Genomic DNA, 24,761 nt, shown 5'->3' with positions numbered 1-24,761 from the left:
GGGAATGGGCGCATTGTGACGGCACCTCGGCTGGAAATTCGCAATCTGGTGCGCAGCTTTGGCGGGCGTCGTGTGGTTGATGGAGTCAGTCTGTCGATCAAGCCGGGGCAGGTGACGTGCCTGCTGGGGCCGTCGGGCTGCGGCAAATCCACGACCCTGCGTATGATTGCGGGCGTCGAGATGCAGGACAGCGGCGAGATCTATGTCGATGGCAAGCTGATCTGCGACACCAAGTTTCGTGTCCCGCCGGAACGGCGCGAGATTGGTCTGATGTTTCAGGACTTTGCCCTGTTTCCGCATCTGAGTGTTGAGGGCAATGTCGCTTACGGCCTGTCCGGGTCGCGCGATGAAAAACGGGCGCGGGTGGAGGAGATGCTGGCGCGTGTGCGCATGTCGCGTTTCATCGACATGTATCCGCATCAGTTGTCGGGCGGTGAACAGCAGCGTATTGCGCTGGCTCGCGCCCTGGCTCCGAAGCCGCGCATCATGCTGATGGACGAGCCGTTTTCGGGCCTCGATAACCGTTTGCGCGATGGTATCCGGGACGAAACGCTGGCGATCCTCAAGGAAGAGGATACGGGCGTATTGCTGGTCACCCATGAGCCTGAAGAAGCCATGCGCATGGCCGACGAGATTGCGCTGATGCGCGATGGGCAGATTGTGCAGCAGGGTGCGCCGTATAACGTCTATACGCGGCCCGTAGATCGGGCGGCGGTGGCGTTTTTCAGTGATGCGAACCGGTTGCGGTCTGTGGTCGAGGGTGCGCTGGCCATGACGCCTTTTGGCCGGTTTCTGGCGCCCGGTGTGCCGGATGGCACACCCGTGGACATCGTGTTTCGGCCCCAGCATGTGAAGATTGATTTTGACCGGGCAGGCGTCGGGCCGGGACCGACGGCCGCCGAGGGGACGGCGGCGCGGGCGCGGGTGATCCGGGCGCGATTCATGGGCAATGAGAGCCTTGTGGAGTTTTGTCTTGATGACGATGGGGCGCTGATCAAGGCGACCGTGCCGGGCGTGTTCCTGCCGCAAGCGGACACCGTTATGTGGCTGCGCATCCGGCGCGACAAGTGTTTTGTATTCCCGACCGAGGAGGGCGCTGCATGAGTGGGCCGATGATTGTGGAGTTTGGTCTGGGCACGTCGTTGCGCCGGGGCAGTTATACGGAGGCCGCTGCGCGGGCTGTGCGGGCTGCACTTTGGCGCAATTCGATCAATTTGGCCGAATATCTGGGCGTGAGCAAAGAGGATATGCGCATCGAGGTGCATATTGGCTGTGCGCAGCCTGATCTGGTGGATACGTCTGTGCTGGCCGAGGTGTTTCCCTATGGCGAGACGTCATTTGTTGTGGGGCATGGCGGGCTTGATGTGGCGCGGCCCGAAGGCGTTGGGAACCCGACCGTAATGGCGCAGGCCGCGCTGGTTGTATCGGTGGAGTTCCCTCATGACTGAGCAGCGGTTGATCATCGAGATGGCGCAGGGCGTCGATCTGCACGGGCGTGACGACACCAAGGCGGCGCGGCGCGCGGTGGAGCAGGCGTTGCAGGGGGCATCCTTGCCCATCTTTGGGACGTTGGGTGTGGACCGTGAGGAGATGCGCGTTGTGGTGCATATCGGTGTGCCGCGGCCCGAAGCGGTGGACGTGGATGTGATTGCGGGGCTCTTGCCATATGGCTCGGTTGAGGTCGTGCCTGAGAAGGGTGGTCTGGATGTGCCTGTTGCGGGCGATGTAGCTGTGATGGCGGTTGCGGCCATCGAAGTGTTTTTGCCTGTTCGGGGGTGAGATTATTCTGCGAATAATCTTGTCGCGCGGGATCAGAGGTTGGGGTCGTAATCGGTGAGCCGTTTGCCCGGTTCATCCACGAACATTTCCGGCAGCGCCTCTGCGCTTTGAATAAGATCGACGCGGAAGACACGGAAATCATTGCGCATTTCACACCATGAGGTGAGCGTCCAGACGCGGCCCCAGTATTCCATGTGCAAGGGTCGGATGGTGCGGGTGGTGATCCTGTCCCCTTTGGAGTGATAGGTCAGACGCAGCTTCTGCTTGGCCCGGATCGCGGCGCGCAACGTGGGCATCTGGGCAAAGCCGCGCACTGCGTCCGCAAAAGGGTAGACTGCGAATTTCCATTTGTCGGCTTCTGCCACCGTGCGTTCGGGCAGGACGGCGTCGATCTTGTCCGCCAGTGTGCGGGCGGCGGATTTGAGCGTGTCATCGGCGGCTTCGGCCACAATGGCCATGCCGAGGTTGAGCGCCTCCAGTTCCTCGGTCGTGAGTGTCAGGGGCGGCAGGCTGATCGCTTCGGTGATCATGTAGCCCACGCCGCGTTCGCCCTGCACGGGCACGCCGGAGGCCACCAGCGTGTCCATGTCGCGGTAGATGGTGCGCACCGACACCTCGCAGATATCCGCGATGTCCTGCGCTTTGTGCAATTTGCCGTCGCGCAGGATCTGGATGATGTCAAAGAGGCGGTCGGTGCGGCGCATGCTACTCCTGTTGCAACTGGATGGGGGCGTGGCGCATGTCCATGCCGTTGGGGTCAATCATGGACATGAACGGTTGCGCTTCGGGGCGTTCGAACATCTGGGTGGCGGCGGCTTTGGCCGCCTCAAGCGAGGTCCATGTGATGTGGTCGGTCCAGAGGCCTGTGTCATCAGATGAAAGCGTGCGTTTGATCATGGCACCGGTGCTGCGCAGGAAGGGGCCCAAATCGTCTGCTGCCGCGATGAAGGTTGCTGTGTCGGTGCCTTCGATCAGTCGGAAGGTGACGATTTCAGCGACGGGACCCGCCGCGCCGGTGCCTTCTCCGGAGGCGGCGTGGGCGAGGGAGGCGGCAAAAAGGGTGGTCATCATGGTGCGCATCGAAATCTCCTTTGGTTTGAGCGGTGATGCGCCGGGCTTAACGGGATGCAACTGACACTAACCTGTCAGTTGAGTGTGGGCCATTAGAATTTTCGCCGAAAATTCTCGGCGTCTTGATCGGGGAACGGCCCGTTCGCCTTTTCGCAGCTGCGGCAAACTCATAGAACACTACGCGACACAGGGTGCATTCCGCGCCCGACAGATGGGAGAGACACCATGGGAATTGGAAATATCGGACTTCCGGGCCTGCTGCTGATCGCCGTTGTGGTGCTGGTGCTGTTTGGGCGTGGCAAAATTTCGAGCCTGATGGGCGAAGTGGGCAAAGGCATCACCAGCTTCAAGAAGGGCGTGAACGAAGGCAAGGAAGAGCTGGAAGCGGCAAGCGCCGAAGACGCCAAGGACATCACGCCCGAGACCGACAAAGACAAGGTGTAAGCCATGTTCGACCTCGGCCTTGCTGAGCTGCTGATCATCGGGATCGTGGCGCTGATCGTCATTGGACCCAAGGACCTGCCGATGGTGTTCCGCAATGTGGGACGCTTTGTGGGCAAGGCCCGTGGCATGGCGCGCGAGTTTTCGACGGCCATGAACCAGGCAGCGGACGAGGCGGGCGTCAAGGACATCCAGAACACGATCAAGACGGCCACCAACCCGGTGGGCAGCGCCATGGACGGTGTCCGGGACGCAGCGCGCGATGTGACGTCATCGCTGACCGATCTGGATCCCGACAGCGAGACCGGAAAGCTGGCGGCCGAGCGTGCCGAGAATGCGCGCAAAATCCAGGCGGCCACCGCGCGGGCGCAAGCCGAACGCAAGTCCAAGGAAGCGGCGGATGCGCTTGCCAAGGCCGAAGAGCTGGAAGCACAAGCGCCCGATGAGGCCCCGAAAGAGAGCTAGATGAGCCAGTCAGAGAACCTTGACGACAGCACGGCGCCGCTGATCGAACATTTGGCGGAGCTGCGCACGCGGCTGATCCGGTCGGTAATTGCGTTCATCATTGGCATCACCGTGTTTTTCATCCCGATTCAGGGTGATTTCATCGCGGTGCATGTGCTGAACTTCCTTATGGCGCCTATCGTGGACACGTTGCGCGATCTGGGCGACCCATCGCCGACATTGCAATACACCTCGCCGCAAGAATACCTGTTCACGCTGTTCCGCATTTCCATGGTGTTTGGCTTTGCGCTGGCATTCCCCGTCATCGGCTACCAGATGTGGCGCTTTGTTGCGCCGGGGCTGTACAGGCAGGAAAAGAACGCGTTCCTGCCGTTTCTGGTCGCCTCGCCTGTCATGTTCCTTCTGGGTGCAAGCTTTGCCCAGTTTGTCGTCACCCCCCTGGCGATGGCGTTTTTCCTTGGTTTTGCGGATGTGTCATCCGTTCTGGCCATCGTCTTTGGCAATCCCGAAGCGCTGCCGGATGGTACGGTGATCACGCCGGAAACTGCCAGCGATGCGCCCACAATCACTTTCTTTGGCAAGGTGAATGAAAGCCTTGATATCACGCTGAAATTCATCATGGCCTTTGGTCTGTGCTTTCAATTGCCGGTGCTGTTGACCCTGATGGGCAAGGCCGGATTGGTCAGCTCCGAAGGGCTGGGGAATGTCCGGAAATACGCGATGGTTGGCATTCTGGTGTTGGCGGCGGTGGTGACACCGCCCGATGTCGTGACGCAGCTGATCCTGTTCACAGTGGTCTATGGTCTGTACGAGGTGTCCATCTGGCTGGTTCGCCGTGTCGAGAAGAAGCGTGATGCCAAGTTGCGTGAAGAAGGGTACTTCGATGACGACGAAGACCTGAGCGATCTGCCCGAAGAAGACCTGAAGTAATGATCGACGACCCTATGGACCGCATTGCCGCGGCGCTGGAGCGCATGTCTCCAGCCCCGCTGGAGGCCCCGGATTTCGAAGCGGCCGCCGCCTTTGTCTGGCAGACCGGACCGGACCGGCTGGAGCCTGTGGCAAACGTGTCCCGCGTGCCGCTTGATCTGCTTTTGGGCGTGGACCGGTCTCGGGACACTTTGCTGGCGAACACAAGGCAGTTTGCGCAGGGGTTGCCTGCGAACAATGCGCTTCTGTGGGGCGCGCGAGGTATGGGAAAATCCAGCCTTGTCAAAGCCATACACGGCGCACTTGAAGCTGAATGTCAGCAACTCAAGATCGTGGAGTTGCACCGCGAAGATCTGCCATCGGTTGGACGTTTGCTGAACGTATTGCGCCACGCTCCGGACGCACGGTTCATCCTGTTCTGCGATGATCTGAGCTTCAGCCATGACGATCAGCACTACAAATCCCTCAAGGCCGTGCTGGATGGCGGGATCGAGGGGCGGCCGGACAATGTGATCCTTTATGCCACGTCGAACCGCCGTCACCTGATGCCGCGCGACATGATCGAGAATGAGCGTGGGTCGGCCATCAATCCGTCAGAGGCGGTGGAGGAGAAGGTATCGCTTAGTGATCGCTTTGGCCTGTGGCTGGGCTTTCATGCCTGCGATCAGGACCAGTATCTGGCGATGATCCGTGGCTATTGCAGCGCCTATGGGGTGCAGATCGACGACGACGCGCTGTGGGCCGAAGCGATTGAATGGCAGGCGACACGCGGATCCCGGTCAGGGCGCGTGGCGTGGCAATATTTTTGTGATCTGGCCGGACGACGCGGGATCGCGATCTAGGCGGCCAGCAGTTGCGCCTCGAACCCTTTGAGGCAGGGGGCGCACATTGGACCGTATTCGATGAGATCAGGGAATAACGCTTCGATCTCGGCGCGGGCTGCATCACCAACTGCGCCCATGGCAATGGCACCGGGATAGAGCGTTTCACTCCAAATGCCATGCGACTGCACCACGTGGTGGGTGTCCAGCAGGATATGGTGATAGGTCACCTGACCGCCGACCTTGCGGTACACACCCTCCATGCACAGCAAATCCTTTGCGCGGACCAGCACCTCGTCCTGACCAAACAGCAGCTCGGCCCGCCAGTCATTGAGGAGGACGGCATGTTGCGGAGATACGATCAGATCGTGGTCATTGCCCAGCGTGCGTGCGGAAATCACGATCGGGGCCATATCGCCTATGGCCTCCACCGTGGTCTGGCCCACCCACAGGATAGGTTGGGGACCTGATTGTGCCGTATCCACCAAATCGCCGCAGCCAAGTGTCTGGATCGCGCGTGGGCCGTTCGGCGTGTCGATCAGCATGCCCGACGCGAAACACACGATTGTGCCACCAAGATCACCGTGGGGGACGAATTCACCATTGTCGACAATGCCGCCGATGGTCAGGTCAGTGTTGGGCGGGGGCAGGCCGTCCGGAAAGACGAGGAAGTACCCATCTTCGTCCGTGGCGGTCGCGTCAGCCCCGTCGTTCAGATCGTTGTCGTTGTTCAAATCAACATCGATAACCGCGACTTCCCACGTGGTCGTGCCGTCGGTTACCGTGAAGGTGTAGTCCCAGATAAGCTGACGCTCGGTCCCGTCGATAAAGACAGTCTGGGGGAAGGCACCGGAGAACTGTTCCTGCGCCTGGACGGTTTCGTTGTTGCTGCCGTCGCCGTTGAATACGGTCGCGCCGTCATTCTCGTTTACGACGAAATAGGTCGAGGCACCCGAATAGCTCCACGTGCCAGAGGGCGCGAAGGCATAGTTGTTCGCGGCCCCGTTGACTGTCGTCTGTATGCCCCTCAGGGCAAAGCTGTAACCATAGAAGACCGGCATGGGTCTGAACCAATCCAAAACGTTGCGTTGGATTGTTTCTGATCCCGCAACACGGCGCGGTTAGGGCCATACGCTGGCGTTTTAGATTAAATCAGGGAAAGTTTGAGGCAATTGCGGCGCTATCACCCGCGTGGGTGGCATATGGCCACAATTGCCCTGTGTCTGCCTCATTCGAAGAACGGGTTGGGGTTCACACTGTCGAACCCGTCGCGCACCTCGAAATGCACATAGGCCGTGTCTGCCGTACCGCGCAGTTTCGCGATGGATTGCCCCCGCGAGACCGCGTCGCCCTTGGCCACGCTGACATCGGTGACGTTGGCGTAGACGGTCAGCAGGTTGTCCGGATGGCGGACCACGATGATCGGCACGCCTTCGGCGCTTTCGGTGATGGCAGCGACCGTGCCGCTTGCCGCCGCACTGACCGAGGTGCCGGGCGCGGCCTGAATGTCGATGCCTTCGTTTCGTCCCTTGGAGTAGTCGCGGATGATCGATCCCTGCACCGGCAATGTCATGTCGGTACTTTGCGTGGGCGCGCTGGCCTGCCCGACATCGGCAACCGGTTTTTCGGGGTCGGGTGTCGCTGCGGGCGGGTTGGCCGTGTCATCCTCTGGCAGGGGTGTCGCCGCACTTGGGGGCAGGGGAGTTGGCGTTCCTGCACCTGGCGCCGTTGCCGCCGCATCTGCGCGGCTTGGCGCCGCAACGCGCGCAACGGGGATCAGCAGGAATTGCCCTTCGCGCACCGCGAAATCGGCCCCCAACCCGTTCCATTCCGCAAGCGATTTGACCGGCACCTGATAGAGCCGCGCGATTGTGAACGCCGTCTCGCCCCGCTCGACCTTGTGTCGGATCGGTTCTTGCCCCGTCTGCGGCAGGGACGTGGGAGGTGTGTCTGCCACGGGCGTCGGTGCCGCGTTGTCGATGGCATTGCCGGCAAGTGTCGTCACGTCCACCGTCGATGGCTGAATGGGCCCGGTGCCGATGGCGCCTGTTGCGGGTGACGGCTCAGTCACGCGGCGCGGCAGGGCGATGATCTCGCCGCTGCGCAGGGGGACATCCGGGGCCACGCCGTTGAAGCTGGCAAGGTCCGCAACAGGCAAGCCAACGCGCGCTGCCACATCCGACAGCGTATCGCCACGCTCGGCCACCGCCACCTGGTAACTCGGGTACGAGATGACGCCCCGATTGTCCGGCCTTGGGCGGTCTGCGGTTGCCGTCTGGGCGGCTTGGGCGGTGGTGAACCCGCCGCCGAGACCACGCAGGTCGAAGTCCACCGGCTCGTCACAGGCGGCCAGCACCAAGAGGCCACAAGTTGCTATCATAAGGGGGGCGCTGCTGCGCTGTTTGGTCGGGATCATCTGCGTCGTCCTCTGCCGGACCCCTCGTAGGTGGGGGCCTTGTCGGTATGGCGACGTTCTACACCAGTTTCAGTCTTTGCCCAAGCCCTCGAGCAGGGGAACAAAGCGGACGTCGCGCAATTCATCATATTCGAGGCCCGTCGCCGTCTTGTGCACACGGATCAGGCTTTGCACCGCATCGGACTGACCCACGGGCAGCACCATGATGCCCCCTTCTTTCAATTGACCCAAAAGCGGGCCGGGGGGGTCTTCGGCGGCAGCGGTGACGATGATCCGGTCGAAAGGGGCCTGATCGGGCAACCCGTGCGATCCATCGGCGGTGATCGCCGTGATGGTGTGCAGATCCAGTTCCTCGAAAATCTCGCGCGCGCCATGCACCAGACGCCTGTGGCGGTCGATCGTGTAGACCCGGCGCGCAAGCTTGGCGAGGATCGCCGCCTGATAGCCGGAGCCGGTTCCGATCTCGAGCACCTTGTCGCGCGGTGTCACCTGCAGCGCCTGCGTCATCAAACCAACCACCGATGGCTGGCTGATGGTCTGCCCACACGCGATGGGAAGGGGCATGTCCTCATAGGCGCGTTCAGCGAAAAGCCCACGTACAAAGGGACCGCGGTCAATCTCTTCCATGGCGCCCAGCACACGCTTGTCCGTCACGCCCTTGGAGCGCAAGGCATACAGAAACTGCATTTTGCGTGTTGCCAGATCGTCGTCCGTCATCTGGCGATCGGTCCCAGCAGATCGAGCATGTCATGGGCTGTCAGGTCCGCGCGCATCGGCGTGACCGAGATGTAGCCTTCGAGGTTGACGGCGGCATCCGTGTCGGGTGCGGTGGGAACCTGTTGGTTGCCCCCCCGGATCCACAGGAAGTTTCGCCCATTGGGCGACGTGGTCTGCTCGGTGTGAAATCCAACGCCGGGGCGCAGCCCTTGCGGCACGAGCCGTGTCCCCTTGACGGATGCGGCAGCAACAGGCGGGATATTCACGTTGTAGAACAGCTGGTAGCCCGGCTGCACCTTGGGCGTGGCGGCAACAATCCGCTCAATCACATCCTTGCAGTGTGTGGCGGACGCTTCGAACGGGTCATCGAGCGCGCGGTTTTCTGGCCCGAAGTACTGTGACAGGCCGATGGACAGCACACCTTGCAGCGCCCCTTCGATGGCGGCACCGAGCGTGCCGGAGTAGAGCGCGTTCTCCGCCGAGTTGTTGCCTCGGTTCACACCGGACAGGATCAGATCGGGCGGCCCGTCAAAGACCTGGTGCAGGCCCGCCAGAACACAATCGGCCGGGGACCCTTCGACGGTGTAGCGGTGCGGGCCGATCTGCTGGAACATGAAGGGACGTGCGTAATTGATGCAATGGGCGACGCCCGATTGTTCGAACGCGGGGGCGACCGTTGTCACATGCCCGTCCGGTCCTGCAACCTCTGCCGCGATCCGTTCGAGCACCGCCAACCCCGGCGCCGAGATACCGTCATCATTTGTAATGAGAATGCGCATGTGATGCCCCTTTGGTTCTTACTATGAGCCCCTGCGCCGTGGAGCAACTGTCGGAGCCTCCGGCGGAGATTTTTTTGGACCGGAGCATGAGGACCGTCACGGAAAGGCCGCAGTGCGGCGTTTCAGGTCCGAATGGGCGGAACGCCGAGCCGGTTGCACGTTCGTTACGGGCGTCGCGCGATGTAGCCATGCGAGACGCGCGACGGTGGACCGCTGGTGAAAGGGTGGAGTGTGATGTCGGTAAATCCGGCCTCAGCCAGCATGGTGTGCGCGTGCCCCGGCGGGTAGGCCGCATTGCCCCAGCGCCAGCGGACCAGTGCCGTGCACCAATGCGGACGGGACAGTGCCAGCACCAGCATGCCACCGGAGGCCACCCGGTCGAACAGCATGCCGAAGGCGGCTTTCGGGTCATCGATATGTTCAATGACATGGGCGCACAGCACGACATCCTGCGGGGGTAAAGTGTTCAATTCGGGACCAAGCGGTGCGATGATCGTGATCGCGTTTGGCAGGCGCGCGCTGGCCGTCTCAAGCATGGCAGGCGAGATGTCGGTCAGCGTCAACGTGGCCGGTGCGCCATGCGCCGCACTCCACGCCTGCGCAAATGCGCCGGTGCCCGTACCGACATCCAGCACGCTGGGTGCGGGTGTCGGGGGCGCTGTGGCGCGCATCAACTCCGCATAGGCGGCCAAAAACCCAAGTTTTGAGATGCCGTCCTGCCAACCCGTTGCCGCCCGGTCGTAGATGGCTTGCAACGCGCCCGGCTGTGCTGCGGGTCGTGGTTGATCAAAGCGGGTGAAGCGGGTCAGCATGGGTTCATTGGGTCACGCCTGCCCGGTGCAATCAACCGTTGATTTCAGACAGGATGCGCGCGGCTTCGGCTGCGGGATCGGCCAGAGCGCTGCGATCCTCTCCGGGGTGGAAGCGCGCCCGGGTTGCAGTTGGCATCGGTGCAGGGGTTGCGATATGGACCTGCGGACCGGTCTTGGATGTCTCAGCCTGCCAACTGCGGGCAAGCGCGATCTGAGCCGCCTTGGTGGCGCCATAGGCGCCGTGAAAGGCGTGCCCTACAACCGGATCGTCAAAGAAAATAGCGCGCCCATCGGTGCCCAGCAACGGGGCGATATACGTGATCAGGGTTGATGTGGCCGTGACATTTCCGGCGATGGATTTCGCCATGTCCTTGGTGTTGATCATGCTGGTCGGCGTCAGAGGTGCCGCATGAACAGCGCAATGCACCCACATATCCACGCGGCCCCAGCGGTCATAGATGCCCCGGCAAAGGGTCTGCATGGCGGCGTCATTTCCAATGTCCATGGGTGCCAGCGTGGCGGCGCCGCCCTTGGCTTTGATCTGGTCGTCCAGTTCCTCAAGCGCGCCGGTGGTTTTGGCCACGGCGATGATGTGGTGCGAGGGTGCGAGGGCCAGCGCCATGGCGGCACCCAGGCCGCGCGACGCTCCGGTGATCAGGGCAGTGTGTGTCATGGCGCGGGTGTGCCCTGTGGCGGGCCAAGCGTCAAGCAGCCGCCTTGGGGGCGTCCGGCAGGGTCAGCGTGCGTTGGCCCATACCGCCATTCAGAATGATCCGGTCTTCGCCAATGGCCACGATAGTGCCTTGACGCAGGCTGTCGCCCACGTGAACCAATCGCGTTTGACCACCCGCCGTGCGCAGCAGGGCGCGGCGGTTTTCTTCCGGGCCGGCAATGCCCAAAAGTTGCAGGTTGCGCAGTGGCAAAGCCCCACGTTGGGTCGCGAGATCGGCGGTGGTTTTATTGGTCTGCTCGGTCATGTCGGGTCGGTACCCTCCCTTTCGAGGGGCGCGGCTAACATGGGTCCGGGGCAGGGTGAACGGGGGCGTAGGGGGATGCGCGGGCCTTTGCCCATTGACGTTTGGGCAGGCGGCAACGCGGCGCTGGTCAGCTCAGTCGCTTGGCCCGATGGTAGGTCAACGTGAGGTGGGCTAGCTGCCAAACAGCGTCTTCGTCCAGTGGCGTATTCAACGCGAACCCAAGTGCACGACGACCGTCATTGTGAAACTGGCCTGGGAACCTCGTGTCCATCTGCTGGGCCAAATCGGTCTTGCAATCGACAAATGCCAGCAATCTGTCTGGCGTCGTCGGGGACCAATCCACGCGCAAGGTCGACCCCACACGCGGCCGCTTTGGCCGCCATGCCGGTTGTCCCCATTTCAGGGCCTCATCAAGCGCGCCAATATCAGCGGTCTCAGCGATATCGTGAACAATACAGCGTGTCCGCGCAAAGTGTTTCTGCGCATTCGCAGGCCAGTTTTCGATGCGGGCCAGAATATCGGGCGGTGTCATTTGCATCTGCGAAGCGTGCACGCTGCTGGTGACATGTTTTGACAGTAAGGTGCTATTCAGCCGCCTTCATCTCAAAACCCTTTTCGATCATGTCGGCAGGCTCGACAGGGTATTCGCCGGAGAAACAGGCGTCACAATATTGCGGGCTGGACGGGTCGCGGCCTTTGGCTTCGCCCACGGCGCGGTAAAGACCATCAAGCGAAATGAACTTGAGGCTGTCGACGCCCAGATGCTCTGTCATCTCTTCTTCGCTCATGGTGGCCGCCAGAAGCTTTTCGCGCTGGGGTGTGTCGACGCCGTAAAAGCAGGGCCACGCCGTGGGGGGCGATGCGATGCGGAAATGCACCTCCGCCGCACCGGCATCCAGGATCATTTCCTTGATCTTGCGGGAGGTGGTGCCGCGCACCACGCTGTCATCCACAAGGATCACGCGTTTGCCGCGGATCAGGGCGCGGTTCACATTCAGCTTCAGACGCACGCCCATATTGCGGATCTGTTCGGTCGGTTCGATGAACGTCCGGCCCATGTACTGGTTGCGGATGATGCCCATCGCGTAAGGAATGCCCGAAGCGAGCGAATAGCCGATCGCCGCAGGCGTGCCACTGTCGGGCACGGGGCAGACCAGATCGGCATCGACCGGGGCCTCCTTGGCCAGTTCGCGGCCAATATTCTCGCGCGTTTCGTACACGGACCGGCCCCCAAGGATAGAGTCGGGGCGGCTGAAATAGACGTGCTCAAAGATGCAGAAGCGTGGTTTTTGCGGACGGAAGGGGAAGCGGCTGTCGATGCCCTTGTCGGTGATCACCACCATTTCGCCCGGTTCGATCTCGCGCACGAACTCTGCGCCGATGATGTCCAGCGCGCAGGTCTCGGAACTGAGCACATAGCCGGTGTCGAGCTTGCCCAACACGAGCGGGCGTACACCCAATGCGTCGCGGACGCCGATCAGCTTGGTCCGGGTCATGGCGACAACGGAAAATGCGCCCTCGACGCGGCGCAGCGCGTCTTCCATCCGTTCGGGGATGTTGCGTTGCAGGGATCGGGCCATCAGGTGGATGATGCATTCGCTGTCGGAGGAGGATTGAAAGATCGAGCCACGTTCGATCAATTCGCGGCGCAGGGCGTCGGCATTGGTGATGTTGCCGTTATGGGCAATGGCGGCCCCGCCCATTGCGAACTCACCAAAGAAGGGCTGCACGTCGCGGATCGCGGTTTGTCCCTTCGACCCGGCGGTGGAGTAGCGCACGTGTCCGATGGACAGTGAGCCGGGCAGTGTCTCCATCACCTTTTGCGAGGTGAAGTTGTCGCGGACATAACCAAAGCGGCGGGCGGAGTTGAACCCTTGGTCCGGATGGTAGGCGACGATACCGCCTGCTTCCTGTCCCCGGTGTTGCAAGGCATGCAGACCCAGGGCTACGAAATTCGCGGCATCCATGGTCCCAAGGACCCCGAAAATCCCGCACTCTTCCTTGAGTTTGTCGTCGTCAAAGGGGTGTGCGGGGGGCATCTGCGCGAGGCTGGGAAGGTCGGACAAGGGGCAGCTCCGAATCCGTGAATGGGATATGTGCGCGGTGTACCAAGACGGGCTGCGACTGTCACGAAAGGATCACGCATCGTGACGGTTTATGCAGCGACCGTGTCAGGCTGACCCATCTTGCCTGCCGACAAGGCCAGCATGGCGCGTGCATCACCATAGCTCAGCTTGGGAAAGAACGTCTCGCCCGTGGCGGGGGCCGCGTGGATGAGCAATCCGGACTGGGCATAGATCATCTCTTCGTCCGCGAAATGCAGTTGTGCCAGATCAGGACCGTTGAACAGGGTAGGACGGACGCCGCGCCAGCCGCTCAGGGCCTTGACGGGAACGGATACAACGGGTGCGTCAATCCAGCGGGCCGGTGTGTGCAGCGCAATGTGGGCATCACCGGGCAGGGCGATGTCGGAACATGTCGACAGGACACCACCGGGGATGTGGACAAGCGGCGTGTTGCTGCGCGGCGTCGTGATGGCGGTGATCTGCGCAAAGCCGCCATCAAGGGTCGCCACGCAATCGCCTGCCTGAAGGGCATCGACGCTGGCCCAACCGCGTTCCGTCTCCAGCAAGGTGTGGGCAGACAGGGTCGCGCTGATCTGCGGTGCGGCTATTTTGGTGACGGGGGTGATGTCGGCGAAGGCGGTGTCGTGGTTCAGAAACATGGGGTGTTCTCCGGTCAGGTGTGTTTGTGTTCTGGCATCCAAAACGCATCACAAATCTGCCGCTTTTTGGTCACAACCACGGCCAAAGCCGGGCGCTGTTGCGCCACAGTCACCAAAAGACGCACGCGCGCGTATACTCTCCGCGTTGAGGCGACGCGTTTAACCGGTGCTTAACCACGATCTTGCAGGAATGGTTGGGAACGACACAAACGCCGCCCCGCTTTTGACTGATTCCATTGACGAACAGGGAGTGGCTTATTCGCCGCACGCCCCGACAAGGCTTTCGTATTGGCGCGTGATCCACCCCAACGCTTCTTCGGGGTTCTGCTCTTCGATCTGGCCGGTGAACCGACCAAAGACAGCTGCCGAACGGCTTTCATCCACGATGGTGAATTCTTGGCCGGTGATCACCGTGTCATAGACAAAGAAGGCGATCGCCACGAGCAACACGCCGCGCGCCACGCCAAACAGGAACCCAAGGCCTTGGTCCAGCCCCCCAAGGGCCGAACGCTGCACAATCGATGAGAACAAGGGTGTGAACAGCGACACAACGATCAACGCAACGGCAAAGACGAGGGCGAAAGCGCCAATAATGCTCAGCTCGCAACTGTCGGCGATGATGTCACCGAGATAGGGGATTTCGCGCACCAACGGCTCGACCCGCGGGGCAAACAGAAAAGCGAGGATCGCAGCTGCGATCCAGCCCGCGATTGCCATGGCTTCGCGCACGAACCCGCGCCCATAGGCCAAAAGGGCCGACAGGATGATGACCACGGCAACGACGCCGTCAATGATGGTGAACCCTTCCATGGTCCTGCCCCTTTATGTTCTGCCCTGAGGGCGCTTAACCCGCGCCGAATACATCACCTACAAACCCGGTGAGGTCGCTGAAACGTTTCAGCGTCATGCCGGGGGCACCTTGGGCTTTTCCGCCCTTGGGTGCGATGGCTGACGAGAAACCAAGTTTTTGGGCCTCTTTCAACCTGTTTTCCGTCTGCGGCGCAGGTCTTAGCGCACCGGACAGGCTGATTTCGCCAAAAACAACGGTGTCTGATGGCAAAGCGGCGTCTTCGCGGGCCGACAAAAGGGCGGCGGCGACAGCCAGGTCGGCAGCCGGTTCGCTGATCTTCATGCCGCCTGCGACGTTCAGATACACATCAAGCCCTGCAAAGGGGATGCCGCAGCGGGCCTCAAGCACAGCCAAGATCATGGCAAGCCGTCCACCGTCCCAGCCGACCACGGTACGCCGGGCCTGACTGTGGGGCGAGGTGGCGACAAGCGCCTGCATCTCGCACAGAACAGGCCGGGTGCCTTCGATGCCTGCAAAGACGACCGATCCGGGAGAGGGTTCGCCCCGTTCCGACAGGAACAGTGCGGACGGATTGGTGACTTCGGCCAGACCTTTGCCGGTCATTTCGAACACGCCAATCTCGTCTGCGGGGCCGAAGCGGTTTTTGACCGCGCGCAGGATGCGGAACTGGTGGCCGCGTTCGCCTTCGAAATACAGGACGGTGTCAACCATGTGCTCCACGACGCGAGGGCCTGCGATCTGGCCTTCCTTGGTGACGTGGCCCACAAGGATGACGCTGATGCCCTTGCGCTTGGCGAAGGTGGTCAGCTCATGTGCTGCGGCACGGACTTGAGAGACCGAGCCGGGCGCGCTGTCCACCGTGTCCAGCCACATGGTCTGGATCGAGTCGATGATTGCGAGGCCCGGCGCCTCTTGTTCCAATGTTGTCAGTATGTTGCGCAGGTTGGTGTCGGCTGCCAGTTGCACCGGCGCGTCGGCCAGCCCAAGACGTTGGGCGCGCATGCGGACCTGTGCGCTTGCCTCTTCCCCGCTGACATAGATGGTTTTCAGACCTGTGCGCGCGAACCGTGCCGCGGCCTGCAAAAGCAGGGTGGATTTGCCGATGCCCGGATCGCCCCCGACAAGGATGGCAGAGGCGGGAACAAGGCCGCCACCAAGCACGCGGTCAAGCTCTGCGACTTTGCTCATCGTGCGGGGGGGCGGCGTTTCTTCGGTGCTGAGATCCGTGAGGGCGACAGTATTGCCGCGCTTGGCCCCAAGCCCTTTGCTGGAGGGGCCCGCCGACAATCCGGTGTCTTCGGATATGGTGTTCCATTCCCCACAGCCGTCACAACGCCCTGACCACTTGGAGAAGGAGGCGCCGCAAGATGCGCAGGTATAGGTGGTGGTGGTTTTTGCCATGCGCCCTGATCTGCCAGCGGGCGCTGGGGCGGGCAAGCCCTATTCGGCACGCAGGGGCAGTTGCGCGAACTTGGCTGGAAGCGCGGGTTGGCTTGGCTCGGGCGGCCGCCGCTTTTTCTGGTTCAGCGGACATTCCAGATGGGTGCGGGTCATGGCGTCTTCCAGATAAAGGCGATTGAACCAGGTAGAGAACGCGCCTTGGATGGCTTTGACCTATTCGAACCGGTCGATGAATTGGTTAATTCGGCAGGAAAGAGAGGGCGCGCTCAAGCTTGGTGCCCGAACGAAGTTCGACCGGATCGCGACTGGTGCGGAGCATTTTCTATGCAATATCAGTGGGTGGTGGTTTCATCGAACCGACGTCGAGGCGGTCACGTAGAAAGGTGAGCCTGACACCTTCGAGCCATGTCGCTGCTTCTAGCGTCAAATCACTCGACAGCCTGCACGTGCATTTTTTCCGTTCGTATGCCGACCCAGAGGGACGTGAGGATGCAGGCTGTAAACAGATAAAGACCCCATGCCACTTCCAGTCGCCCGACACCGATTCCCTTGGCAACGGTGATGTAGATGGCGATCAGAAAAATGTCGGCCATGGCGAGTTTTCCCATGATCCGCAGGACTGGGGCGGTGCGTGGGCTCAGCAGGTTCCAATGCAGCAGGGCCAAACCGATGGTCTTGGCCATGGGGGCGATAAGCGCAAAGAGCGTGACCATGAGGGCAAGGAATATGTCCGTTTTCCAGAGTGACTTTAGGCCCGTCAAAACGGAGATCTCAGTGAGCCGGAAGAGCGGCAGAAGCCCAGCCTTCATCAGGGGTGCCACCCATGAGATGGGAAAGAGCACGAGGAGGGCGAGGTTGATCCAGCGGTACATGGGCGGAAGAGGCCGGGTGCAGGCATGTCTGTCAAGAGCGGTGCGGATGCTGACGAGAATGGGCTCGGTCGGGTGGCTCTGTTTGCATGCGCAAATGCGCCCACCCACCGACCCCGGTCAGCGCACCGTCTCAATCGGCCCTTCGGCGCGGCCGTGGATGAACTGATCGACATAAGGATCCTGGGCCGCGTCGATGTCGGCGACGGGACCGGTCCACCGGATTTTGCCCCCGTGCAGCATGGCGACGTTGTCCGCGATGGTGCGCACAGAAGTCATATCATGGGTAATGGTCATCGTGGTGGCACCCATCTCGGTCACGATTTCGCGGATGAGGTCGTTGATGACGCCCGCCATGATCGGATCGAGGCCCGTGGTGGGTTCGTCAAAAAAGATGATCTCGGGCTCTGCCGCGATGGCGCGGGCGAGGCCCACGCGTTTTTGCATGCCGCCAGACAGTTCTGCAGGCAGGCGGTCGGCCACATCCGGCGTCAACCCGACGCGGCGCAGTTTTTCGATTGCAACCTCGCGCGCCTCATCCCGGGGCCGGGCAAGGCTGCCGCGCAGCAGGCGGAAGGCAACGTTTTGCCACACAGGCAGGGAATCGAACAGGGCAGCACCCTGGAACAGCATGCCGAAGCGGGCAAGGAATGCGTCGCGGTCGCCGGTTTGGGTGACGTCCTGACCGTCCACCGTGATGGTGCCCTGCTCAGGGATAACAAGGCCCAAGATTGTTTTGATCGCAATGGATTTGCCAGTGCCCGAGCCGCCGATGATCACCATCGAGGTGCCCCGCTCCACATGCAGGTTCACGCCGCGCAGGACGTGATTGTCGCCGAAGGATTTGTGGACGTCCGAGAGTGTGATCATAGCAGGTCACCGATTGCGGCGGGCCGGTACCACGGGGCGGTGCCGGAGGCATGTTCAAAGCGTCCCGCGATATCATCGGGCGTTGCGATGTGGTCGGCGACAAAGGTCACGGTAAAACGGCGGGCGAGGACGCGGCGATGATGTTTTGGCTCTGTTTCGGCGCCCATGCGCATGCCGAAATGCTTTTCAACGCCGCTTTCCTTGTCCACGCTTTCATAACGACAGGTGGCCCCGTCGCAAACAAATCCCAGTGATTGCATGGTCGCGGTCGCCTCGGATTGCGACTGCCCTTGCACAAACGCAAAGATGGCGCGGCTCAGATGTGCATCATCGTCGAGGGTGCGGTCGGGTTTTGCATAGAAAGCATTGAAAAGCGGGGTGGCCGGGCTTGGCGCATCGGCGCAACCAGACAGGGCCATGATCATAACGACAGGGACAGCACGGCGCGTCCAGCAGGAGAAGATGGGGCGCGTCATAGCGAGAAGAACACCCCCGTAAGCACAAAGTTGGCGGCGAGGATCAGAACGGCGGCCGCTTCGACCGAGCCTTTGGTCGCGCGGCCCACACCTTGGGCACCCCGGCCTGAGTTCATGCCGAAGTAACAACCCATCAGAGCGGCGATACAGCCGAAGACCGCGCCTTTGGCGAGGCTCGAGGTGATGTCGCGCAGTTCAAGAAAGTCGACCGTGTTCTGGATGTAGGCTGCGGCATTGAACCCTAGCGTCCCCGTGGCCACCGCATACCCCCCGAAGATCCCGATGACATCGCCAACCGCCACCAGCAGTGGCACCACCAGCGTGGCAGCCAGCACGCGCGGCACGGTCAGGTACTTCATCGGGTGCGTGGACAGGGTAACCAGCGCGTCGATCTGTTCGGTCACTTTCATCGTCGCAATCTCTGCCGCGATGGAAGAGGTGACGCGGGCCGCGATCATCAGGCCCACCAGTACCGGCCCAAGTTCGCGCACCATGCCAATGGCAACGATCTGCGGCACGACCGCTTCAGCATTGAAGCGCGCGCCGCCCGCATAGATCTGCAGGGCAAGTGCGCCGCCGGTGAAGATGGCCGTGAGACCTACAACCGGCAGGGACAACCAACCGATGTGCAAAAGGGCCAAGGCAAATTCACGTGGATAGAAGGGCGGACGCACGAGGTGCGTGACGGCCGCTCCGAAGAACAGGCCCACCCGGCCGATCGCCGCGAGAATGCCAAGCGTGGTCCGGCCAATGGCGCCCAGAAACCTCATTCGGCAAAGCTCCGTTGATAGCGCGGCCCAAGGGATGTCAGGATTTCGTAGCCGATTGTGCCAGCGGCCTCGGCCACCGTGTCCACAGATTGGTGACGCCCCAACAGTTGCAGATCAACGGGGTCATGGCCCACATCCGTTACGTCGGCCGTGATCAGATCCATCGACACCCGCCCGACGACCGGGCACGGCATATCGCCTGCAAACAGGATTGCCTTCGGTCCCATCGCTCGGATCAACCCATCTGCATAACCGCCCGACACTGTGGCAATGCGGCTGTCGCGCGGGGCGATCCAGGTATTGCCGTAGCCGACGGTTTCACCCTGCATCACGTCGCGCACCTGAATGACCGGCAGGTCGAGCGTGACGACGGGCAAGGCGTCGACAAAGGGCAACCCGCCATAAAGCCCGATACCTGGCCGGGTCATGTCAAAGTGGTATTCCGGGCCCAAAAGGGTGCCGCCTGTCGCTGCGAGAGAGCGGGGCACATCCAACCCATCGGTCATGGCGCGAAACTCGGCCAGTTGGTGGGGGTTCATCGGGTGGTGGTCGTCATCCGCGCAGGCCAGATGCGACATGATCAGTTTGGGGCCTTGTGCGATGGCGATGTCGCGCACGGCGGACCATTCGCCCGGCTCCATCCCCAGCCGGTTCATGCCGCTGTCAAGCTGGATGCCAAACGGGTGGCCCGGCAACGCCTCAACATGGCGCAACATCTGGTCGACCGAATTCAGCAGGGGGGTCAGGGCAGCCTCGCGGATGGGGCCGGTGTCCTCAGACATGTGGCCGGAAAAGACATAGATTGTGGGGCCTTGGCCAATGGCGGCGCGCAGGGTGTTGCCTTCTTCTGCCGTCGCGACAAAGAAGCTGCGCACACCGGCGCGGACGAGGGTGCGGCCCACAACAGGCGCGCCCAGACCATAGCCATTGGCCTTGACCACGGCGCCGGTCTCACCGTCGCTGAGGCCATCCAGAGCCTGCCAATTGCGCACCAAAGCACTGAGGTCGATAGAGAGGGTCGCGGACGTCATGACCGTCTGTTTGGCAGGACCACGCGGATTGGTGAAGGGGAAAAAGTGCGCGCGCCTCAGGGCAGGGCAAAGATGTCGCGGTTGCGCTCCCAAATCTCTTCGCCGATCAGGCAATTATACGGTGCCGACGCCTGCGCTTGGGCGCGCCAAAGCCGTGTGGGCCGACCTGCGATTTCCAGCACCAGTTTGCGGCGCACGGCGTCTTCGAACTCGGACCAGTCAGTGACGGGCAGCACGAAGGCGCCGGTGCCGCCGATCACGCAGGCGGTGTAGTAGACGTCAAGATCGGGGATGTTCCAGCGCGCCATGATCCCGACATCCTGCGTCATCAGGGGAAGGCCATTGATGGTGATGCCGCGCGCCAGTGCCGCGTCCCGGGCGAGTGTCACGGGGCGGCCCATATTGTTGGGACCGTCGCCAGAGACATCAATGACCCGGCGCAATCCGTCAAAACCGTTGGTGTCGATGCTGTCGGCGGCATGCATCAGCGCGCCGGAAATGGAGGTGCGGCGCAGGGCATCCGCGTAGTGGGCAGTGATTTGGCCCGCCACGGCTGCCGAGTCGTCAGGTGAGGCAAGCATGGTCCAAGGCACGATCACACGCTGGTCATAGGCCCCGGCCCATTCGACATAGGTAATGGCGATCCGGCCCAGAAAGCCGCCGGCGATGGCCTCCTGTACCTCGGGGGACACGAGGGCCGCCGCATATCCCCGGCGCTGGATCTCCAACTCATAGGGCTGCATGGACCGGCTGACATCGACGGCGAGGAACAGCTCGACATCGACCTCAACGTGGTCTTGCGCCCGAAGCGATCCGGCAAAAACGAGAAAAAGGACGCAGAGAAACCGCATAACCCCAGCGTGAAGAACAAAACCCGACCTGTCCAATCACAAGCCAGGCAATGTTCCTTCTTCTGACCGAAAATACCACGGGGGAGCCGCAGGCGGGGGCAGAGCCCCCTAAACCATGATGTCGCGCAAGCGTCCTTTGGATCAGAACCCGACGTCGCCGCCGCCGCCCTCTGCACCCTGTTGCCAAGGCTGGACGAGATTTCCGAACCGGGTAAAGCGCCCCTCAAAACTCAGATCAACGGTGCCGATGGGGCCGTGACGCTGCTTGCCGATAATCACCTCGGCGCGCGCATGCAGGCGCTCCATCTCTTCCTGCCACTTGGCCATGGCTTCCAGATCGTGATCGCCGGGCTTTTCACGCTCTTTGTAGTATTCTTCGCGGAACACAAACATGACGACGTCCGCGTCCTGTTCGATGGATCCCGATTCCCGCAAGTCGCTGAGTTGCGGGCGCTTGTCTTCGCGGTTCTCCACCTGGCGGGACAACTGCGACAGCGCAATGACGGGAATGTTCAGTTCCTTGGCGATGGCCTTCAGGCCCATGGAAATCTCGCCAATCTCCTGCACCCGGTTGTCGGATACACCGCGCACCAGTTGCAGGTAGTCCACGATCAAGACGTCCAGCCCATGCGTACGTTTCAGCCGGCGCGCGCGTGCGGACAACTGGGCAATCGGGATGGCAGCCGTATCGTCGATATAAAGCGGGCAGGCTTCAAGCTGCTTGGCCGCATCCACAAAGCGGCGGAACTCGGGTTCGGTCATGTCGCCGCGGCGAATGTTCTCCGACGGCACCTCGGCCGCCTCTGACAGGATACGGGCCGCGAGCTGTTCGGCACTCATTTCGAGCGAATAGAACCCCACAACGCCACCTTCGATCGACCCCTCGGTCCCGTCAGGCTTCAGCCCCTTCTTGTAGGCTTTGGCGATGTTGAACGCGATATTGGTCGCAAGCGAGGTTTTGCCCATCGACGGACGCCCGGCGAGAATCAAAAGGTCCGACGGGTGCAGGCCGCCCAGCTTCTTGTCCATGTCGATGAGACCGGTGGAGATGCCCGCAAGCCCGCCTTCGCGCTGATAGGCCGCGTTGGCCACGTTAACGGCGTCCGTTACAGCCTTGAGAAAGCTTTGAAAACCACCCTCGGACGTGCCCTGTTCTGCAAGCTTGTAGAGGGCCTGTTCGGCCTCGACAATCTGTTCCTTGGGCTCGGATGCCACATCGACTTTGGCCGCCTTGGCACTGATATCGCGGCCCAGTTGGATCAGGTCCCGGCGCACGGCCAGATCATAGATCATCTGCGCATAATCGCGCACGGCAAAGGCGCTGATCGCAGCCCCGGCGAGGCGGGCAAGATAGGCAGGACCGCCCAGTTCTTTCAGCCCTTCGTCGTCTTCCATGAACGCCTTGAGCGTCACCGGGCTGGCCAAGTTGTTCTTGGCAATCCGAGCCGCGGAAATTTCGAAGATGCGGGCGTGGACCGGGTCGTAGAAATGGGTCGGATTGATGATCGCAGCGACGCGGTCATAGATGTCGTTGTTGGTCAGAATCGCGCCCAGAAGCTGTTGCTCAGCCTCGATCGAGTGGGGCATGGTGTCGGCATCCTGAACCGCCACCCCGGTCGGATTGATTGCTGCAATCTCGTTCATCGCCCCACTCTCTGCTCGTTGTTTATTGTGTCCCCTTGGCGTCGGGGAGTGTCACAGCGCCGTCGCGAGGGCCATCTGGAAATAGTGGTGGATAAGCCTGTGCATATCCAAAGTTCGGGCGACGCGTTTTACAATATATAGTGGATCGCCGCGCGCATGTCACGAGATCAAGACACGGGCAGCCGCTCGAATCGTCTTATGCACATGACGTCCACATGAGGATATCCACAGAAAAATCGGATTGATCCCCAATTTCATCCAGATATGTAAGCGGGCGCCGACACCATACGGTGCCGGAGTGGTAAACATGGCTCAGCTGCGTGCCGCCTGCCATCCGCGCGGGTCGTTGAGGAACGCTTCGACCCCGCTCAGCGTCGTGGCATCAAACGCGCCAGAGGCTTTGGCTTCGGCCAGAACGTCCCACCATGTGCAGAGGTGGTGCAGCGTGACGCCGTGATCGCCAAGTGTCTTTTCGGTCTCGGGGAAGATGTCGTAGTAGAAGATGACGGCGGTGTGGGCGCAGGTGGCACCGGTTTCGCGGATCGCATCCACGAAGCTAAGCTTGGATCCGCCATCGGTGGTCAGATCCTCGACCAGCAGCACGCGCTGACCTTCGGTCATCACGCCCTCGATGCGGGCGTTTTTGCCGTAGCCTTTGGGCTTTTTCCGAACATAGGTCATCGGCAGGGCCATGCGTTCAGCCACCAGCGCGCCGAACGGCATACCTGCAGTTTCACCGCCTGCGATGTTGTCGAACGCTTCGAACCCGGCGTTGCGCATGACAGTGACTGTCAGGAAGTCCATCAGCGTGGTGCGGATGCGCGGGAAAGAGATCAGTTTGCGGCAGTCGATATAGGTCGGGCTGGGCAGACCCGAAGACAGCGTGAATGGCTCGGCCGCGTTGAAGTGCACCGCCTTGATTTCCAGCAGCATGCGGGCCGTGAGGCGTGCCATTTCGGAGGCGTCGGGGTAGCTGGTGGGGATCATGGTGCTTTGCTTTCGGATAGGGGGGCCGGTTGCGCGGGCAGGAGCCTCCGGCGGGAGTTTTTTTGGCAAGATGAAGCGGGATCAGGTCACGCGCCAGTGCAGATCGAAGCCCGGATCGAAGACGGTGACGGGGCCGTCGTCCGTGTCCACGTGGCTCGGCAGATCGGGTGCGGACTTGGTGAGGGTGAGCGTATCGGCGTTGACGGGCAGGCCGTAGAAGGCGGGACCGTTTTTCGAAGTGAAGCCTTCGAGCTTGTCCAGTGCGCCGTCTTCTTCGAACACCTGGGCCAAGATCGGCAGCGTGTTGGGCGCGGTGAAGCAGCCTGCGCAGCCGCAGGGCAGGAGTTTGTTGGCATCCGTATGCGGCGCGCTGTCCGTACCGAGAAAGAAGCGTTTTTCACCGGAAGTCGCCGCCTTGCGCAACGCGAGCCTGTGCTCTTCGCGCTTGGCAACCGGCAGGCAGTAGTAGTGCGGCTTGATGCCCCCGGCGAGGATGTGGTTGCGGTTGATCACCAGGTGGTGGGTCGTGATCGTGGCACCAAGCGTGTCGTCCTGAGCGCTGGCATAGTCCACGGCGTCAGACGTGGTGATATGTTCCATGACCACGCGCAGGCCGGGGGTGGTGCGGCGGATCGGGTCAAGGATGCGGTCGATGAACACCGCCTCGCGGTCGAAAATGTCGATGTCGTGGTCCGTCACCTCGCCGTGCACGCACAGCGGCAGGCCAATGTCGGCCATCCGGTCCAGCACCGGGCGGACGGTGTCGAAATTGGTCACGCCCGAGGCGGAGTTTGTGGTGGCACCTGCGGGGTAGAGCTTGACCGCCTTGACGAGACCGCTCTCATGGGCGGCGGCCACATCGTCTGCATCCGTGTCTTCGGTCAGGTACAGGGTCATCAGCGGCTCGAACGCCATGCCGTCGGGCAGGGCCGACAGGATGCGGTCGCGATAGGCGGCGGCCTGTGCGCCAGTGACCACCGGAGGCACAAGGTTGGGCATGATGATGGCGCGGGCAAAGTCTCGCGCGGTCCAGGGCAGCACGGCCCGCATCATGGCGCCGTCGCGCAGGTGCAGGTGCCAATCGTCGGGGCGGGCAATGGTGAGTGTAGTCATGGCCC

At 61.8% G+C, this 24,761-nt stretch carries 30 protein-coding genes; 7 read left to right on the top strand and 23 right to left on the bottom strand.

Features of this window, described 5'->3' with window-relative positions:
* The first annotated feature begins 15 nt into the window (after positions 1-15).
* Genes Q1A32_RS13165 through Q1A32_RS13155 form a run of 3 tightly spaced genes read left to right on the top strand, consistent with a single transcriptional unit; the run spans position 16 to position 1,779 of the window.
* Positions 16-1,104: an ABC transporter ATP-binding protein gene (locus Q1A32_RS13165; protein WP_299653903.1), complete on the top strand. Its 1,089-nt coding sequence runs from the start codon at positions 16-18 to the stop codon at positions 1,102-1,104.
* On the top strand, positions 1,101-1,448 hold the full coding sequence (locus Q1A32_RS13160) for a Lin0512 family protein (protein WP_299653902.1): 348 nt from the start codon (positions 1,101-1,103) through the stop codon (positions 1,446-1,448). Before Q1A32_RS13165 ends, Q1A32_RS13160 begins: the two co-directional genes overlap by 4 nt.
* Entirely contained in the window at positions 1,441-1,779 is a 339-nt protein-coding gene (locus Q1A32_RS13155) for a Lin0512 family protein (RefSeq protein ID WP_299653901.1), read from the top strand. The genes Q1A32_RS13160 and Q1A32_RS13155 overlap by 8 nt, the downstream gene beginning before the upstream one ends.
* Positions 1,780-1,811: 32 nt before the next feature.
* Here the strand turns inward: Q1A32_RS13155 and Q1A32_RS13150 are convergent, their stop codons facing one another.
* Together Q1A32_RS13150 and Q1A32_RS13145 are read right to left on the bottom strand one after the other, a co-directional pair.
* Positions 1,812-2,483 carry a YafY family protein gene (locus Q1A32_RS13150; protein WP_299653900.1) on the bottom strand — a complete coding sequence of 224 codons (672 nt, stop codon included), beginning with the start codon at positions 2,481-2,483 and terminating at the stop codon, positions 1,812-1,814.
* Between the two features lies 1 nt (position 2,484).
* Positions 2,485-2,859: a hypothetical protein gene (locus Q1A32_RS13145; protein WP_299653899.1), complete on the bottom strand. Its 375-nt coding sequence runs from the start codon at positions 2,857-2,859 to the stop codon at positions 2,485-2,487.
* 216 nt (positions 2,860-3,075) lie between these two features.
* Here Q1A32_RS13145 and Q1A32_RS13140 point away from each other — a divergent pair, with 216 nt between their 5' ends.
* The 4 genes from Q1A32_RS13140 to Q1A32_RS13125 are packed head-to-tail and all read left to right on the top strand — an operon-like array spanning position 3,076 to position 5,528.
* The gene (locus Q1A32_RS13140; RefSeq protein WP_299612179.1) at positions 3,076-3,294 is read left to right on the top strand and encodes a twin-arginine translocase TatA/TatE family subunit; all 219 of its coding nucleotides are present in this window, start codon (positions 3,076-3,078) and stop codon (positions 3,292-3,294) included.
* Positions 3,295-3,297: 3 nt separating this feature from the next.
* The gene (gene tatB, locus Q1A32_RS13135) at positions 3,298-3,756 is read left to right on the top strand and encodes a Sec-independent protein translocase protein TatB (protein ID WP_299653898.1); all 459 of its coding nucleotides are present in this window, start codon (positions 3,298-3,300) and stop codon (positions 3,754-3,756) included.
* A complete protein-coding gene (locus tag Q1A32_RS13130; RefSeq protein ID WP_299653895.1) occupies positions 3,757-4,686 on the top strand; it encodes a twin-arginine translocase subunit TatC in 930 nt (309 codons plus the stop codon). It begins immediately after the preceding gene.
* A complete protein-coding gene (locus Q1A32_RS13125; RefSeq protein ID WP_299653892.1) occupies positions 4,686-5,528 on the top strand; it encodes an ATP-binding protein in 843 nt (280 codons plus the stop codon). The genes Q1A32_RS13130 and Q1A32_RS13125 overlap by 1 nt, the downstream gene beginning before the upstream one ends.
* Here Q1A32_RS13125 and Q1A32_RS13120 read toward each other — a convergent pair.
* The 21 genes from Q1A32_RS13120 to pyrC all read right to left on the bottom strand — a co-directional run bounded on the left by Q1A32_RS13120 (position 5,525) and on the right by pyrC (position 24,756).
* The gene (locus tag Q1A32_RS13120) at positions 5,525-6,568 is read right to left on the bottom strand and encodes a Hint domain-containing protein (RefSeq protein ID WP_299653889.1); all 1,044 of its coding nucleotides are present in this window, start codon (positions 6,566-6,568) and stop codon (positions 5,525-5,527) included. The two genes, Q1A32_RS13125 and Q1A32_RS13120, sit on opposite strands and share 4 nt — an antisense overlap.
* Positions 6,569-6,735: 167 nt before the next feature.
* Positions 6,736-7,923: a peptidoglycan DD-metalloendopeptidase family protein gene (locus tag Q1A32_RS13115; protein ID WP_299653886.1), complete on the bottom strand. Its 1,188-nt coding sequence runs from the start codon at positions 7,921-7,923 to the stop codon at positions 6,736-6,738.
* Positions 7,924-7,992: 69 nt separating this feature from the next.
* Complete coding sequence (locus tag Q1A32_RS13110) at positions 7,993-8,640, bottom strand: protein-L-isoaspartate(D-aspartate) O-methyltransferase (RefSeq protein WP_299612186.1); 648 nt, start codon at positions 8,638-8,640, stop codon at positions 7,993-7,995.
* Positions 8,637-9,419, bottom strand: a complete 783-nt coding sequence (surE, locus tag Q1A32_RS13105) for a 5'/3'-nucleotidase SurE (RefSeq protein WP_299612188.1) — start codon at positions 9,417-9,419, stop codon at positions 8,637-8,639. The genes Q1A32_RS13110 and surE overlap by 4 nt, the downstream gene beginning before the upstream one ends.
* A 164-nt stretch (positions 9,420-9,583) precedes the next feature.
* The gene (locus Q1A32_RS13100; RefSeq protein ID WP_299653883.1) at positions 9,584-10,231 is read right to left on the bottom strand and encodes a class I SAM-dependent methyltransferase; all 648 of its coding nucleotides are present in this window, start codon (positions 10,229-10,231) and stop codon (positions 9,584-9,586) included.
* A gap of 31 nt (positions 10,232-10,262) precedes the next feature.
* Entirely contained in the window at positions 10,263-10,904 is a 642-nt protein-coding gene (locus Q1A32_RS13095) for an SDR family oxidoreductase (protein WP_299653880.1), read from the bottom strand.
* Positions 10,905-10,935: 31 nt separating this feature from the next.
* Positions 10,936-11,208 (bottom strand): type II secretion system protein N, encoded by a 273-nt coding sequence (locus Q1A32_RS13090; protein ID WP_299653877.1) that lies wholly within the window; start codon positions 11,206-11,208, stop codon positions 10,936-10,938.
* Between the two features lie 127 nt (positions 11,209-11,335).
* On the bottom strand, positions 11,336-11,740 hold the full coding sequence (locus Q1A32_RS13085) for a hypothetical protein (RefSeq protein ID WP_299653874.1): 405 nt from the start codon (positions 11,738-11,740) through the stop codon (positions 11,336-11,338).
* Positions 11,741-11,792: 52 nt separating this feature from the next.
* Positions 11,793-13,247 carry an amidophosphoribosyltransferase gene (purF, locus tag Q1A32_RS13080; protein WP_299655584.1) on the bottom strand — a complete coding sequence of 485 codons (1,455 nt, stop codon included), beginning with the start codon at positions 13,245-13,247 and terminating at the stop codon, positions 11,793-11,795.
* Positions 13,248-13,363: 116 nt separating this feature from the next.
* Positions 13,364-13,933 carry a hypothetical protein gene (locus Q1A32_RS13075; RefSeq protein WP_299653871.1) on the bottom strand — a complete coding sequence of 190 codons (570 nt, stop codon included), beginning with the start codon at positions 13,931-13,933 and terminating at the stop codon, positions 13,364-13,366.
* A 255-nt stretch (positions 13,934-14,188) separates the two neighbouring features.
* Positions 14,189-14,743 carry a CvpA family protein gene (locus tag Q1A32_RS13070; RefSeq protein ID WP_299653868.1) on the bottom strand — a complete coding sequence of 185 codons (555 nt, stop codon included), beginning with the start codon at positions 14,741-14,743 and terminating at the stop codon, positions 14,189-14,191.
* A 34-nt stretch (positions 14,744-14,777) separates the two neighbouring features.
* Positions 14,778-16,145, bottom strand: a complete 1,368-nt coding sequence (gene radA, locus Q1A32_RS13065; protein WP_299653865.1) for a DNA repair protein RadA — start codon at positions 16,143-16,145, stop codon at positions 14,778-14,780.
* 428 nt (positions 16,146-16,573) lie between these two features.
* Entirely contained in the window at positions 16,574-17,017 is a 444-nt protein-coding gene (locus Q1A32_RS13060) for a paraquat-inducible protein A (RefSeq protein WP_299653862.1), read from the bottom strand.
* 117 nt (positions 17,018-17,134) lie between these two features.
* Positions 17,135-17,884 carry an ABC transporter ATP-binding protein gene (locus tag Q1A32_RS13055; RefSeq protein ID WP_299653859.1) on the bottom strand — a complete coding sequence of 250 codons (750 nt, stop codon included), beginning with the start codon at positions 17,882-17,884 and terminating at the stop codon, positions 17,135-17,137.
* A complete protein-coding gene (locus Q1A32_RS13050; protein WP_299653856.1) occupies positions 17,881-18,360 on the bottom strand; it encodes a hypothetical protein in 480 nt (159 codons plus the stop codon). The genes Q1A32_RS13055 and Q1A32_RS13050 overlap by 4 nt, the downstream gene beginning before the upstream one ends.
* On the bottom strand, positions 18,357-19,130 hold the full coding sequence (locus Q1A32_RS13045) for an ABC transporter permease (protein WP_299612208.1): 774 nt from the start codon (positions 19,128-19,130) through the stop codon (positions 18,357-18,359). Before Q1A32_RS13045 ends, Q1A32_RS13050 begins: the two co-directional genes overlap by 4 nt.
* Positions 19,127-20,161 (bottom strand): alanine racemase, encoded by a 1,035-nt coding sequence (gene alr / locus Q1A32_RS13040; protein WP_299653853.1) that lies wholly within the window; start codon positions 20,159-20,161, stop codon positions 19,127-19,129. Before alr ends, Q1A32_RS13045 begins: the two co-directional genes overlap by 4 nt.
* A 56-nt stretch (positions 20,162-20,217) precedes the next feature.
* Positions 20,218-21,012 (bottom strand): DUF1194 domain-containing protein, encoded by a 795-nt coding sequence (locus tag Q1A32_RS13035; protein ID WP_299653850.1) that lies wholly within the window; start codon positions 21,010-21,012, stop codon positions 20,218-20,220.
* 141 nt (positions 21,013-21,153) lie between these two features.
* Positions 21,154-22,656: a replicative DNA helicase gene (locus tag Q1A32_RS13030; protein ID WP_299653847.1), complete on the bottom strand. Its 1,503-nt coding sequence runs from the start codon at positions 22,654-22,656 to the stop codon at positions 21,154-21,156.
* Between the two features lie 312 nt (positions 22,657-22,968).
* Positions 22,969-23,643, bottom strand: coding sequence for an orotate phosphoribosyltransferase (locus tag Q1A32_RS13025; protein WP_299653844.1), 675 nt, complete (start codon positions 23,641-23,643; stop codon positions 22,969-22,971).
* Positions 23,644-23,724: 81 nt separating this feature from the next.
* Positions 23,725-24,756, bottom strand: a complete 1,032-nt coding sequence (pyrC, locus tag Q1A32_RS13020; protein WP_299653841.1) for a dihydroorotase — start codon at positions 24,754-24,756, stop codon at positions 23,725-23,727.
* Positions 24,757-24,761: the final 5 nt, after the last annotated feature.

The organism is uncultured Tateyamaria sp., from assembly GCF_947503415.1.
In the GTDB taxonomy this organism is placed as follows: domain Bacteria; phylum Pseudomonadota; class Alphaproteobacteria; order Rhodobacterales; family Rhodobacteraceae; genus Tateyamaria.
This window is presented reverse-complemented; position numbering and strand designations above follow the sequence as displayed.